Here is a 14,444-nt window from a genome sequence, read left to right on the forward strand (position 1 = left end):
GGTTCCGGACGTCGAAATCGCCGGATCAGCTATCGAGCAACCGCAGGCGCAGCTTGTCGGGCTTTCCGTTTTCATTCAGCGGCAGCGCGTCGAGAACGGTTATCTTCTCCGGCGCGTGCAGCACCGACAGCGAATCGGTGATGTGAGCACGAACGCTCTCCGTCTCGACCTTTGCCGCAGGGTCGCAGACCAGCGCGGCGTGAATGTGCTCGGTACCGTTCCGGTCCGGCACGCTGTAGACGGCGGCATGCCGGATTCCCGGCAGGGAAAGGATTTCCCTCTCGACCACCGTCGGGTGGACCTTGACCCCGTTGACCTTGATCACTTCGGCCACCCGGCCCAGCAGGTGCAGATAGCCCTTCTCGTCGCAATAGCCGATGTCGCCGGTGTAGTACCAGCCGTCCCGGAGCACCTTCGCGGTAAGTTCCGGATCACCGGTGTAGCCGTTCATCAGGTGCGGTGAGCGGACGCGGACCTGGCCCACCTCCCCGGTGGGCACCGGCGCTCCCGAGACCAGTTCGCCGATGACGACCTCGACCTCGGGGAAAGGGCGGCCGACAGTGGTCGACAGCCACGGGTCGAGGTGCTCCTCGCGCTTGAGCGACGTGATGCGTCCGGTCTCCGAGGTGCCGTAGGCCTGCACCAGGACGAGGCCGAGGATGCGGACCGCCTGTGCGATCCTGGCGGGCGCCGCCGCACTGCCGCTGTAGATCAGCCGATTCAGCGAGGACAGGCCGGCGGATTCCAGGTCGTGCGCCCCGATTTCCTCCAGGTGGTCGAGCAGCCGGAACAGCTGGACCGTCGCCATGAAGGTCCACGAGATCGCCGACTTCTCGACTGTCCTGGTGAACTCTTCCGCGTCGAAGTGCTCGTGGAGGTGGAGCTCTCCGCCCAGGGCCAGGGCCGCGTCGGCCATGGTGCCGACGGTGTGGCTCAGCGGTGTCGTCACCAGCAGCTTCACGTTCTCGGCCGCGCGATCGGCTGCCGTCATGCCGCGGACCGCTCCGTTCCAGACCCGGCCGGAGAGGCGGATGCCCTTGGGCCGCCCGGTGCTCCCGCTGGTGAACCCGATCACTGCCACGGCGCCCGGATCCCACGGCGCGGCCCGCGGGGTGTCGGCCCGGTCCGCCGCGTCGTGGCCGGTGCCGCCGGTCCGGGTCACTCGGAGTTCGCCGACGGCCTCGGAGAGTTCGAATGCGCGCTGCGTGTTCTCGGCGTCCGCGTATACCGTCGCGGCCGCGGTGTCGCGCAGGATCTGGATCTGGTGGTCGAGCGGGAGGATCGTCGATATGGTCCCCGGATTGGTGGACCGCAGGTAACAGATGGTGCCGCCGAGCAGATGCGCGGCATATCGCGCGGTGAGCATCTCGGGGCTGTTGGGAGCGACCAGAATCGCTACAACATCTTCTTTGCCCACGCCCTGGTCGCGCAGCGCGCAGAATATCTCGGTGGTGGACCGGATCAGCTCGCTGCCGGAAAATTCTCGGCCGCGCCAGAAAAGGGCAGGACGATCCGGTGCCGCCGCAAGAGCCGAGAGGATATCCGAAACGTAGCTGTCGCTTTCGCGCCACCATTGGTCCTGTGGGGTCATGGCCCTGCCTCTCGGTATATACCCCGGCGGATTGCGATCTGCTGGCCCGGGTGCAGCCCGATCCTGCCGGTTCACCGGATATGCAGGAAAGAACGTCCGGGCGGCTGGAGCGGCGCATCGAAGCGAGTGTCCGACCGGTGTAGCCGACCGGGTACTGGCGGCCCGGGCCGACGGCCCCGATCCCGGCCCCGGGGCATTCCGGCGCGCCGTCACCCGCTGGTTCGGCTCCCCCGCCGTCCGGGCAGGCGCGCCCCGGCAGTCGGCGCAACCCGAGCCTTCGGGGCCGATCCTGACGGTCCCGGCGGTCCCGGAAACTCGTACACGACAGGACACGCCCGATGCCCATCGCGCACCCCGCCCGGGCCGGGGCGAGCAGGGACGTGGTCCGTCGCTTCCGCATTCTGCGTGCGACGCCCCGACCGCGCTGGTGGTCGGGGCGTCGCGCGGGGTCCACGGCGATACGCCTGCCCGGTGGCGGCTGCCCGGCCGGTCCGGCGAGGGCGGCCTATGTGCCTGCGACCGGCCGGGGCATGACAGCCCTTGACCGCCCCGGCGATGGCCTCGGCCGAGGGTTCGAAGCTTGTGGGACGACTTCACCCCGCCCGGTCGTCGACGGCCCGTCAGCCGCCCACCAGCCAGGATCCGGGCTTTGCGCCGGTTCTGGTTGCGATGCTCTTCACCCCCCTGCCCTTAGCCGGAACGGGGGTCCGTCGCGGGTGCGGTGGGTGTGTGACGGCCTGCGAGATTGACAGGTTTCTTGACGATCACACACAATCAATTCGTCAGGTTCCTGTCGATCTCACTGAAGGTCTCCCATGCCGACGTCTCCAGCTCTGCCGAAGTCCCGGCAGCAGTTGATCCTCGCCGTGCTCCTGCTGTCCTCGCTGCTGATCTGGCTGGACAACACCATCCTCACCACCGCCTTCGAGACCCTCTCCGACCCGGTCGAGGGCCTGGGCGCCAGCCCCAGCCAGCTGCAGTGGGCCACCGGCTCCTACACCCTGGTCTTCGCCACCTTGATGTTCACCTCCGGCGCCCTGGGCGACCGCTTCGGCCACCGCACCGTGCTGGCCACAGGAATGGCGGTCTTCGCCGGCGCCTCGGTATGGGCGGCCTACGCGGGCGACGCGAACCAACTGATCGCGGCCCGGGCCGCGATGGGCCTGGGCAGCGCGCTGATCATGCCCGCACAGATGGCCGTCCTCATGTGGGCCTTCAGCGGCCCCGCCCGGGCGACCGCCATCGGTATCTCCTCGACATCGGCCGGCGTCGGAATCGCCGCGGGCCCCCTGCTGGCCGGAGTCCTCCTCGGCCGTTTCTGGTGGGGCTCGATCTTCCTGGTCAACATCCCGATCGCAGTGCTCTCACTGATCGGGATCATCACACTGGTCCCCAACTTCCGCAGCCCCACCCCGCGCCCGCTGGACCCTGCCGGACTGCTCCTGTCGATCAGCGGGCTGGCCTTCCTCGCCTACGGGCTGATCCACGCCGGGCAGGCAGCGTCCTGGACCTCGGTGTCGGTCTGGGGCTCGATCGCGGCCGGAGCAGCCCTCCTGGCCGCCTTCACACTCGTCGAACTGCGCCACCGCCAGCCCAGCTTCGACCCCCGCCTGCTCGCCCAGCGCATGTTCGGGCTCGGCAACGTGGCGCTCGGCCTGCTGATGTTCGCCATGACCGCCGCCAGCTTCTACGGTGCCTTCTACCTCCAGGGCGCACGCGGCTTCTCACCGCTGGAGGCGGGCCTCGCGTTCTCCCCGACCGCGATCGGGGCGATCGTGGGAGCACCCCTCGGCGTCCATCTGGCCCGCCGCTGGACACTGCGCGCGGTCACCGCGACGGCGCTGACCACAGCGGGCCTCGCCATGGGCTGCAACATGTTCTTCGGGCTGCACACCCCACTGGCCGTCAACGAGATCGCCTACCTGATCCAGGGGCTGTCGATCGGCATGGTGATCGGCCCGGTGACGGGGGGACTCATGAGTACCCTGCCGCTGGAGCGGGCCGGCGCCGGATCGGCCGTCCTCAGCACCGTGCGTCAGAGCGGCAGCCTGCTGGGCATCGCGGTCGGCGGCACGGTCATGTCGCTCGCCTACCGGCACGCGATCGACGGCTCACTGGGCGGGTATCCCGGCCGGGTACGGGCCCAGGCACAGGTCTCCGCGGAACAGGCCCGGCACGCCGCGGCCACGATCCACCAACCCGACCTGGTACGTATTGCCAACAACGCGTTCATCAAAGCCATGCACATCAGCGCCGCCGGAACCATGCTGATCGCCCTGTGCGGGGCACTCCTGCTGGCGATCGCACTGCGCCCGGGCCGGCAGCCCGTGGAACCGGTACCCCAGGACACCCCGGTGAAGTCCGCCCTCTGACCCCGGGGTGCCGAGGCGGCCCACCACTGGAAACCGGAGAGGGCCGCGGCCCCGGCCCTCTCCCCCGCACCACCACCCCGCGTCGACGGCACTCACCGGGAAGCGGGTCCGACTGCCGGTACCGGTACCGGCGGTCGGACCCGCTTCCCGACCCGGACGACAAGACACCCACGGCGTCGACGGGTGGTGCCGCGGCTCACGTCACGCGTAGCGGCCGACGAGTTCGCGCTTGAGGATCTTCCCGCTGGCACCCTGCGGGAAGGCATCGACGAACTCGACGCGGCGCGGGTACTTGTAGGCTGCCATCCGCTTCCTGCCCCAGGCCACGATGTCGCTCGCGAGGTCGTCGCCCGGGGTGTGGCCGGCACCGACCACGACAACGGCGCACACCTCTTCCCCGAACTTCTCGCTCGGCACCCCCACCACCGAGACCCCGGACACGGCCGGGTGGCCCAGCAGCGTCTCCTCCACCTCGCGCGGATAGACGCTGTAGCCGCTGCGGATGATCATGTCCTTCTTGCGATCGACGATCGACAGATATCCGTCCGCGTCCTGCACGCCCAGGTCACCGGTGCGGAACCAGCCGTCGACAAGAACCTCCGCGGTCTCCTCCGGGCGGTTGAGGTATCCGGCCATCACGTTGGGCCCGCGTACGACGATCTCACCGACCTCGCCCTGCCGCACGAACTCGATGCGGCCTTCCGTCTCGGCGTCGACGATGCCCACTTCCACGCCTTCGATGGGCAGGCCCACCGTGCCCGGCTTGCAGGCAATGCCCGGCATGTTGTAGGCGACCACCGGGGACGTCTCCGAAAGCCCGTAGCCCTCGTGGACCTCGCAGCCGAACATCGCCCGGACCCGCTCCAGCACGGGCACCGGAAGAGCGGACCCGCCGCTGTACACCCGGGAGAGCCGTGGGCTCTGCGCGCCGTTCGCGACCTCGTCGAGCAGTGAGTGATACATGGTCGGGACGCCCATGAAGACCGTGCACCCGTGCACACGCATCAGCCGCAGGGCCTCGCCCGCCACGAAGCGCGGCATCACGACCATGGTCGCGCCCGCGTAGAAACTGACCGCCATGCAGCAGATCTGGCCGAAGATGTGCGACAGCGGGAGGGCGCACAGGAGGACGTCGCCGTCATCGAACGCGAAGGGTGCCACAGCCGCGCTCCGGATGTTCGATACGAGGTTGCCGTGCGTCAGCAGCACCCCCTTCGGCCTGCCGGTGGTGCCGGACGTGTACAGGATCGCGGCGAGGTCCCCCGGCGCGCGTTCCACGAACGTGTCGACGGGCTCGGCCGCTTCATCGATTCGGACTGCCTCGGGGTGCGCGTTCCCGACCGTGAGCAGTTGGGCCCCGGTCTCCTTCGCGCTGCGGGCGGTCTCCGCGGAGAGGGCGCCGGCGAACACCAGGGCCCGCGATCCGGAGTCCCTCAGCACGTGATCGATCTCCGCGGGCTTCAGGAGGGGGTTGACCGGCACGACCACGGCGCCGAGCGTCAGCACGGCGAAGTACAGGGCCGCGTACTCCGCGGAGCTCGCCAGCAGCAGCGAGACCTTGTCCCCGGGGCCGATCCCCCGCTCTCCCAGTGCCGCGGCGTACCGGCGGGTCCGGTCCCACAACTGCATGTAGGAGAACTGCTCGGAGCCGCACACCACAGCCGGGTGCGCGGGCCTGCGGGCAGCTGAATCGGCGAGGACGGAAACCATCGACCCGGTCATGAACGCCCGCTCCGATCGCTTGCCGTGGCGATGCCCAGCTCTCGCCAGATTCCGCGCAGGATGCCGGCAAGCTCCTCGACCTCCCGCGGCTCGTGGATCGCGGACGGAGTGATCCGGAGGAGTTCCTCACCGGCGGGCACGTCCGGAGCGGCAATCGACTGGACGTAGATCCCGTGCCGTTCGAGCAACAGCTCGGAGGCCTGTCGGCAGATCTTGGAGTCCCCCACGACCGCGGAGACGATGTGCGAGTCGGGCGACAGGCACGGGATGTCGGCGTCACCGAGCAGACGGTGCATCATCCGCGCGTTCTCCGACAGTGCCCTGCGCTCGGTCTCGGACGTCCGCAGGTGCCGGACGGACGCCAGCGCGCCGGCCACGATCGCCGGCGGCAACGAGGTGGTGAAGACGAACAGGCGCGACAGCCGGCGGATCGCGTTGATGACGGTGGCCGGTCCCGCGACGTATCCGCCTATCGTGCCGTAGCCCTTCCCGAGGGTGCCCATCACGATCGTGAACCGGTCCGCGATGCCCTCGCGCGCGGCGATGCCGGCCCCCTGAGGACCGTACATGCCGACCGCGTGCACCTCGTCGAGGTACGTCGTGGCACCGTACCGGTCCGCGAGATCGGCGATCTCGTGGACCGGCGCGACATCGCCCAGCATCGAATGAACGGATTCCAGCACGATCAGCTTGGGGCGGTCGGCGGGAGCGGACGCCAGCAGTTCTTCCAGGTGCGCGACGTCATTGTGCCGGTAGATATTCTTCTGCGATCCGCTGTGCCGAATTCCGTCGATGATCGATGCGTGGTTCCGTGCATCAGAGAAAACGATGGTGTCCTTGGGTGTGCCCGCCAGAACGGTGAGGGCTCCATCGTTGGCCGTATAGCCCGACGTGAAGATCATCGCGGCCTCCTTGCCATGGAGGTCCGAGAGTTCCCGCTCCAACTGGACGTGGTACGGGCTGGTCCCGCCGATGTTGCGGGAAGCGCCGGAGCCCGCTCCATGATTGTCGATCGCGGTCTTCATGGCGGCGATCACCTCGGAGTTCTGCCCCATGCCGAGGTAGTCGTTGCTGCACCAGACCTTGATCTGCGAATCCGTCCCGACCAGCCGGGCATCGGCCTGCGGGAACCGGCCGGACCGCCGCCCGATCTCCATGTTCTCGAGCCGGTACTCCGAGGGCTCCGCATCAGCGGCCACATCGGAATACGATTCCAGATGCAGATTCATTTCGTTCGTCCTCCCCGAGCCAAGGTGAATAATATTCGTCAGCCGAAGCCAGGCGAATCATCTGGATCAGTCGATTTTCCGGGTGTGGCGGCGAAGGCAACTCAACGATGAACTCTCGCGAATGCCATCTTTTCGACGGACCGGAATCCATTCTTGCCGTCACGTCAGATCCGATACAGCGCGTTCGGCCAGGCGAAGTGTTGCGTCGAAGCAGCTACCCGATCGGGGTAGCCGTCGAGGCCACCACCGGCACGGCCACGAGGCGCCGAGGCACTCCCGGCCGGGCCATCCGCTACGCGGCCGACCGGGCCTTCCGGGCCGCCGGTGTCGACCGCAGCACCACGTTCGAGGTCAACGACATCGTCGCCGCGGCCGAACCGGTCCGCAAACGACCTGGGCGTCCGCGTCATGCCCGGGCCGATCGCGGACCGCTTCCCCGATCCTCCCGGTACCGCTTCCACCACCACGCCCCGCGTCGGAAGGTCATGGTGGTACGGCCGCCCGGCAAGCCGGCGGTCGCCGCGCTGCCGCGGCACATCGCCTGATGCCGGGAAGACGAGGACGGCTCCGTCCTCGTGGCGTGTACGTGCTCCCGCCGGCCCGGCGTCCCGGAGCCGGGTGCCCGGCACGCGGACGGAGTCGACCGACGCCGGCCGGCAGGCGCGGGCCGCACCGAAGGGAGAGGAGTCCGCACGGACCGGCCCTCGTCCTCGCTCGGCGCGGCCGTCGCGGGCCCGGAGACGGGGCGGTGTCCGGGCCGGCTCCTGGCGGCGTATTCCTGCGGGGCATCGCGCACTTCGTCGGGATTCCAGCGGGCCCGGCTCAGTAGGTGCCGCGGACTCCGCCGTCCGGGCCGTTCCCCTCCGTGCGCCCGGTGTGCTCGCGCACCCGAAGCCCGAGGTGCACGAGCGGGCGGGCGATCCCGGCGGGACGTACCACGAACTCCCTGCCTGGCGGCGACACTTGTGCGGCATGGCCGAGGCGCCAGGTACGGACGACCCTCTTGCACGCGGCGTCGCTCTGGAGTGGGCTGTCCCCATGAAGAAGAGAAGTCTTGCGGCGCTGACCGCAGCCCTCGCCGTGGCTCCCCTGCTCGCGGCGGGGGCGGGAACTCCGGGCCAGCGTGCCGCGGCCGCCGAATCCGGTGCCGGGGGCGCCGTCGGTTCCACGTCCCCGGCCGGGACGGTCCTGCCGCACGGGGTGGACCTGGACACGGTGACAATTCCCGAGCTGCAGGAGCGCATGGCGCGCGGCTCGCTGACCTCGTCGGAGCTGACCCGGGTGTACCTCCGGCGGATCGAGGCCGTCGATCCCAGGATCCACGCGGTGCTGCGCACCAGCCCGACCGCCCTGCGCGAGGCGGCCGCCAGTGACGCCCGGCATCGCGCCGGCACGGTCCGCGGCCCTCTCGACGGCATCCCGGTCCTGCTGAAGGACAACGTGGACACCCGTGACATGCCGACGACGGCCGGTTCGCTGGCGCTGGCCGGACGTCCGCCCGCCAGGGACGCGGAGCTGGTCACCAGGCTGCGCGCGGGCGGCGCGGTGGTCCTCGGCAAGACCAATCTGTCCGAGTGGGCCAACTTCCGTGCAGCGAAGCCGACTTCCGGCTGGTCGGCGGTGGGCGGACAGACGAACAACCCGTACGTCCTGGACCGCAACCCGTGCGGCTCGTCCGCCGGCTCGGCGGCCGCGCTCGCCGCGTCGCTGGCGCAGGTGGCGATCGGCACGGAGACGGACGGGTCGATCGTGTGCCCGGCCGGGATGACCGGGGTCGTCGGCCACAAGCCGAGCCTCGGGCTGGTCGCCCAGTCCGGTGTCGTCCCGATCTCCGCCGAGCAGGACACGGCCGGCCCCATGGCGCGCAATGTCGTCGACACCGCGCTCACCTTCTCGGTGATCAGCGGTCGGGCCCAGGCGGGTACGGGCTCCGCCCTCGGCCTCGCGGACGCGGCGGCGCGCCCCGGCGGCGTGCGCGGCAAGCGGATCGGCCTGTGGCGGCTGCCGTCGCTCGGCGCCGGGGTGGACACCCTGATGACGCGGACCGCGGCGCGGCTGCGGGCCGCCGGGGCCGAGGTCGTGGAGGTGACGCCGCCGTACCAGGACAGGCTCGCCGAGCTGGAGTTCCCGGCGCTGCTGAGCGAGTTCCACCGGGACGTCGACGCCTATCTGGCAAAGCGCGGCGGACCTGCCGGCCGGCCGCGCGATCTCGAAGGGCTGATCGCGTTCAACCGTACGCACCCGGCCGAGCGGGCGTGCTTCGCCGGCCAGGAGCTGTTCGAGCAGGCCTTGGCCGCGCCGCCGACCACGGACCCGGAGTACCGGGCGATGCGCGCCGAGCTGAAGGATCTGTCCCGGCGGTCCATCGACGAGACGATGGCGGCCCACCGCCTGGATGCGATCGCCTCCCCGGCGAACCCGCCCGCGTGGACGACGGACTGCGCGCGGGGTGACAACGATGTGATCCCGTCCTCCACTCCGGCTGCCGTCGCCGGGTATCCGTCGCTGTCGGTGCCCGCCGGGTTCGTCGGCGAGCTGCCGGTGGGCCTGCTCCTGATGGCGGGCGACCGCGAGGACGCGGCGCTGCTGTCGCTGGGCGCGGCGGTGGAGCAGCGGCTGGGTGCGTGGCGCGCGCCGCGCTATCTGCCGACGGTGCCGGTCGGCGCCTCCCGGTAGGACGGTGCCGCGGCCCCTTCTCCTGGCCTGCGCGGGCCGGGGGAAGGGGCTGCGGTGTCCGCCGTCCCGCTCACGCTCATCTGAGCGACACCGTTCACATCAGGTCACAATCGGATCTCGACCCTCCGTTTGCCCTTGCTTCACCTCTGTGTAATCGATTCCAATCCTTCACGTCGGCCGTGAAAACGATTCCACGACCGGTATGTGCCAACGGACTCACAAGGAGGTGTTTCCGGCGATGGCGAGCATCAAGGACGTCGCCACCGCGGCGGGCGTATCCGTCGCCACGGTGTCGCGTGTCCTCAACGACCACCCGTCGGTCAGTATCGACGCGCGCACCCGGGTGCGGGCCGCCGTCGAGGCACTGGGCTACCGGCCGAACGTCGTCGCCCGTTCCCTGCGCACCCACAAGACCCGGGCCCTCGGCCTGGTCATCAGCGACGTGCTGAACCCGTACTTCGCGCACCTGGCCCGGTCCGTCGAGGAAGAGGCCCGCGAGCTGGGCTACAGCGTGATCATCGGCAACGCCGACGAGAAGCCCGACCTCCAGGACCACCACGTACGGACCCTGCTGGACCGGCGGATAGACGGCCTGCTCGTCTCCCCCACCGACGGCGGCTCCCCGCTCATGCTGAACGCCGCCACCACCGGCACCCCCATGGTCTTCGTCGACCGCTGGATCGCCGGCGTCGACGTCCCCGTCGTACGCGCCGACGGACGGGCCGCCGTCCGCGACCTCGTCGCCCATCTCCACGGCCTCGGCCACCGCCGGCTCGCGATCATCGCGGGACCGGCGGCGACCACCACCGGCAGCGAGCGCGTGGAGTCCTTCCGCGCCGCGATGAGCGAGTACGGACTGCCCCTGCCCGACGCGTACATCGGGCAGGGCGACTTCCAGGCCGAGAGCGGACGCCGGGCCACCGAGCGCTTCCTCGACCTGGCCGAACCGCCCGAGGCGGTGTTCGCCGCCGACAACCTGATGGCGCTCGGCGCGCTGGACGCCATCCGCGCGCGCGGGCTGCGGATCCCCGACGACATCGCGCTCGCAGCGTTCGACGACATCCCCTGGTTCGTGCACACCGATCCGGCGATCACCGTGATCTCCCAGCCGACCGCCGAACTGGGACGGGCCGCCGTCCGCGCGCTCGTCGACCGTGTCGAGGGACGGGCCGCCCAGTCCGTCACCCTCCCCGCCCGTCTCGTCGTACGCCGCTCGTGCGGCGAGTCCGGTGAGCCGTCCGCCGCTGCGCAGACCTCCGCCGCGCAGCCCTCTCCCCCGCAAAGGAGCATGCCGTGAGCAACCCGGACGAGTTGCTGCGCATCGAAGGAATCCGCAAGACCTTTCCCGGCGTGGTGGCGCTCGACAGTGTCGACTTCGACCTGCGCCGCGGCGAGGTGCATGTGCTGCTCGGTGAGAACGGCGCGGGCAAGAGCACGCTCATCAAGATGCTCTCCGGCGCCTACCGCCCCGACTCCGGACGGATCACGGTCAAGGGCCAGGAGGTGCGCATCCAGGGTGCGCAGGACTCCGAGCGCCTCGGGATCGCGACGATCTACCAGGAGTTCAACCTCGTTCCCGGCCTGACCGTCGCCGAGAACATCTTCCTGGGCCGCCAGCCGCGCCGCTTCGGGTTCATCGACCGCAAGAAGATGAACACCGAGGCGGCCGGGCTCCTCGCCCGTGTCGGTGTGGACGTCGATCCGCGCACCCTCGTGCGCGAACTGGGCATCGCCCGGCTCCAGATGGTCGAGATCGCCAAGGCGCTCAGCCTGGACGCCCGGGTGCTGATCATGGACGAGCCCACCGCCGTCCTGACCACCGAAGAGGTCGAGAAGCTCTTCCGGATCGTCCGCAAGCTGCGCGAGGACGGTGTCGGCGTCGTCTTCATCACGCACCACCTGGAGGAGATCGCCGCCCTCGGCGACCGCGTCACCGTCCTGCGCGACGGCCGCAGCATCGGCCAGGTCCCGGCGAGCACCCCCGAGGACGAGCTGGTCCGGCTCATGGTCGGCCGCAGCATCGAGCAGCAGTACCCCCGCGAGCGCGCGGACGCCGGGAAGCCGCTCCTCAAGGTCCGGGGCCTGACCCGGGCCGGGGTCTTCAACGACATCGGCTTCGAGGTACGGGCGGGCGAGGTCGTCGGACTCGCGGGCCTCGTCGGCGCCGGCCGCACCGAGGTCGTCCGCGCGCTCTTCGGCGCCGACCCCTACGACTCCGGCACCGTCGAGGTGCAGGGCCGTCCGCTGCGTGCGTACGACGTCAACGCCGCCATGGACGCCGGGATCGGCCTCGTCCCCGAGGACCGCAAGGGCCAGGGCCTGGTGCTCGACGCGACCGTGCAGGAGAACCTGGGCCTGGTCACGCTGGGCCGGGCGAGCCGCGCGGGGTTCGTCGACCTGGCCGGGCAGCGACGCGCCGCCGACACGATCTCGAAGCAGCTGAAGGTCCGGATGGCCGGACTGCACCAGCGCGTGGGGACCCTGTCCGGCGGCAACCAGCAGAAGGTCGTCATCGGCAAATGGCTGCTGGCCGACACCAAGGTACTGATCCTCGACGAACCGACCCGCGGCATCGACGTGGGCGCGAAGGTCGAGATCTACCAGCTGATCAACGAGCTGACCGCCTCCGGTCACGCCGTACTGATGATCTCCAGCGACCTCCCCGAGGTCCTGGGTATGAGCGACCGCGTCCTGGTCATGTCCCAGGGCCGGATCGCGGGCGAACTCGCCGCGCAGGACGCGACGCAGGACGCCGTCATGGCGCTGGCCGTCAGCGCCACCGCGACAACGAACACCGCAATGAAGGATGTGGAGGGCTCCCGTGGCCACTGACACGCTCAATACCAGCAAGGCCACGGGCAGGGCGACCGCCCTGCGCCGCCTGCTCCTCGACAACGGAGCCCTCACCGCCCTGATCGTCCTGGCCGTGGCCATGTCGTTCCTGTCCGGTGACTTCCTCTCCACCCAGAACCTGCTGAACGTCGGCGTCCAGGCCGCCGTGACCGCGATCCTGGCCTTCGGTGTCACCTTCGTGATCGTCTCGGCCGGAATCGACCTCTCGGTCGGTTCGGTCGCCGCGCTGTCGGCCACCGTCCTCGCCTACACCGCCACGAACATGGGCCTGCCGGTCTGGATCTCGGTCCTGCTCGCCATCGCCACCGGCATCGGCTGCGGTCTGGTCAGCGGTGCGCTCATCTCCTTCGGCAAGCTGCCGCCGTTCATCGCGACCCTCGCCATGCTGTCGATCGGCCGCGGCCTCGCCCTGGTGATCTCGCAGGGCAGCCCGATAGCCTTCCCCGACTCGGTGTCCCAGCTGGGCGCCACGCTCGGCGGCTGGCTGCCGGTGCCGGTCCTGGTGATGATCGCCATGGGTCTGATCACCGCCGTGGTGCTGAACCGCACGTACATCGGCCGCACCATGTACGCCATCGGCGGCAACGAGGAGGCGGCCCGCCTCTCCGGTATCCGCGTCAAGCGCCAGAAGATCGTCATCTACGCCCTGGCCGGCGGTTTCGCCGCCGTCGCGGGTATCGTCCTGGCCTCTCGGCTGGCCTCGGCGCAGCCGCAGGCGGCGTACGGCTACGAGCTCGACGCCATCGCCGCGGTCGTCATCGGCGGCGCCAGCCTCTCCGGCGGTGTCGGCAAGGCCTCGGGCACGCTGATCGGCGCGCTGATCCTCGCGGTGCTCCGCAACGGCCTCAACCTGCTCTCGGTCTCGGCCTTCTGGCAGCAGGTGGTCATCGGTGTCGTCATCGCGCTCGCGGTCCTCGTGGACACGCTGCGCCGGCGCGCCTGACGGCTTCCCGCCCTCTCGTTCTTCCCCTCTTCACGTTCCCCGCGGACATACCCGCCGCACTCCACTCGCAAGGAGCGAACCCATGCGTACCAAGCACCTCTCGATCGCCGTTGCCGCCGTCGCCACGCTCGCCCTCACCGCCACGGCCTGCAACTCCGGTTCGGGCGACGGCAAGACGAAGGTGGGCCTGTCGGTCTCCACCCTCAACAACCCGTTCTTCGTGCAGCTGGAGGAGGGCGCGAAGGCCGAGGCCAAGAAGGAGGGCGTCTCCCTCACCGTCACCGACGCCCAGAACGACGCCTCGCAGCAGGCCAACCAGATCCAGAACTTCACCAGCCAGAACGTGAAGTCGATCATCGTCAACCCGGTGGACTCCGACGCCGCGGGCCCGGCCGTCAAGGCCGCCAACAACGCGAAGATCCCGGTCGTCGCCGCGGACCGCACCGTCAACAAGGCCGAGGTCGCCACCACCGTCGCCTCCGACAACGTCGAAGGCGGCATGCTCGCCGCCAAGGCGCTCGCCGAGGCCCTCGGCGGCAAGGGCAAGATCCTGGTCCTCCAGGGCGTGACCGGCACCTCGGCCGCCAACGAGCGCGGCAAGGGCTTCGCCGAGGGCCTGAAGGCCTACCCGGGCATCAAGGTCGTCGCCTCGCAGCCGGCCGACTTCGACCGCACCAAGGGTCTGGACGTCACCACCAACCTGCTCCAGGCCCACCCGGACGTGAACGGCGTCTTCGCGCAGAACGACGAGATGGCTCTCGGCGCGATCAAGGCGCTGGGCAGCAAGGCCGGCAAGTCCGTCACGGTCGTCGGCTTCGACGGCACCCCCGACGGTCTGGCCGCGGTCAAGGACGGCACGCTGTTCGCCTCCGTGGCGCAGCAGCCGAAGCTGCTCGGCAAGCTGGCCGTCGAGAACGCCGTCAAGGCCGCCAAGGGCGAGAAGATCGATGCCACGGTGAAGGTCCCGGTCAAGGTCGTCACCAAGGACAATGTCGCCGAGTTCAACGGCTGATCCGCCATCCGACCGGTTCGTCACGGCCGCGGGCGGGCGCGTGACG

General features: G+C 70.0%; 8 protein-coding genes and 2 pseudogenes. 7 read left to right on the plus strand and 3 right to left on the minus strand.

Features of this window, described 5'->3' with window-relative positions:
* Positions 1 to 25 precede the first annotated feature (25 nt).
* A complete protein-coding gene (locus ACFCV8_RS20590; protein WP_376686826.1) occupies positions 26 to 1,591 on the minus strand; it encodes a class I adenylate-forming enzyme family protein in 1,566 nt (521 codons plus the stop codon).
* Positions 1,592 to 2,406: 815 nt separating this feature from the next.
* Here ACFCV8_RS20590 and ACFCV8_RS20595 point away from each other — a divergent pair.
* Positions 2,407 to 3,963 carry an MFS transporter gene (locus ACFCV8_RS20595; protein WP_376686827.1) on the plus strand — a complete coding sequence of 519 codons (1,557 nt, stop codon included), beginning with the start codon at positions 2,407 to 2,409 and terminating at the stop codon, positions 3,961 to 3,963.
* Positions 3,964 to 4,164: 201 nt separating this feature from the next.
* Here ACFCV8_RS20595 and ACFCV8_RS20600 read toward each other — a convergent pair whose 3' ends face one another.
* A complete protein-coding gene (locus tag ACFCV8_RS20600; protein ID WP_376686828.1) occupies positions 4,165 to 5,685 on the minus strand; it encodes a long-chain fatty acid--CoA ligase in 1,521 nt (506 codons plus the stop codon).
* Complete coding sequence (gene hemA, locus ACFCV8_RS20605) at positions 5,682 to 6,914, minus strand: 5-aminolevulinate synthase (RefSeq protein ID WP_376686829.1); 1,233 nt, start codon at positions 6,912 to 6,914, stop codon at positions 5,682 to 5,684. Before hemA ends, ACFCV8_RS20600 begins: the two co-directional genes overlap by 4 nt.
* A gap of 200 nt (positions 6,915 to 7,114) precedes the next feature.
* On the opposite strand from hemA, the gene ACFCV8_RS20610 reads away from it, so the two are divergent.
* The 6 genes and pseudogenes from ACFCV8_RS20610 to ACFCV8_RS20635 all read left to right on the plus strand — a co-directional run.
* Positions 7,115 to 7,459, plus strand: coding sequence for a hypothetical protein (locus ACFCV8_RS20610; protein ID WP_376686830.1), 345 nt, complete (start codon positions 7,115 to 7,117; stop codon positions 7,457 to 7,459).
* A gap of 493 nt (positions 7,460 to 7,952) precedes the next feature.
* Positions 7,953 to 9,590, plus strand: a complete 1,638-nt coding sequence (locus tag ACFCV8_RS20615; RefSeq protein ID WP_376686831.1) for an amidase family protein — start codon at positions 7,953 to 7,955, stop codon at positions 9,588 to 9,590.
* A gap of 238 nt (positions 9,591 to 9,828) precedes the next feature.
* Positions 9,829 to 10,887, plus strand: a complete 1,059-nt coding sequence (locus tag ACFCV8_RS20620) for a LacI family DNA-binding transcriptional regulator (RefSeq protein WP_376686832.1) — start codon at positions 9,829 to 9,831, stop codon at positions 10,885 to 10,887.
* The gene (locus ACFCV8_RS20625) at positions 10,884 to 12,422 is read left to right on the plus strand and encodes a sugar ABC transporter ATP-binding protein (protein ID WP_376686833.1); all 1,539 of its coding nucleotides are present in this window, start codon (positions 10,884 to 10,886) and stop codon (positions 12,420 to 12,422) included. Before ACFCV8_RS20620 ends, ACFCV8_RS20625 begins: the two co-directional genes overlap by 4 nt.
* Positions 12,412 to 13,383 (plus strand): annotated as a pseudogene (locus tag ACFCV8_RS20630) (ABC transporter permease); the annotation flags it as partial. The gene ACFCV8_RS20625 and the pseudogene ACFCV8_RS20630, both read left to right, overlap by 11 nt.
* 151 nt (positions 13,384 to 13,534) lie before the next feature.
* Positions 13,535 to 14,398, plus strand: a pseudogene (locus ACFCV8_RS20635) (substrate-binding domain-containing protein); the annotation flags it as partial.
* Positions 14,399 to 14,444 lie beyond the last annotated feature (46 nt).

It is taken from the genome of Streptomyces sp. NPDC056347 (assembly GCF_042262625.1).
Lineage (GTDB): Bacteria > Actinomycetota > Actinomycetes > Streptomycetales > Streptomycetaceae > Streptomyces.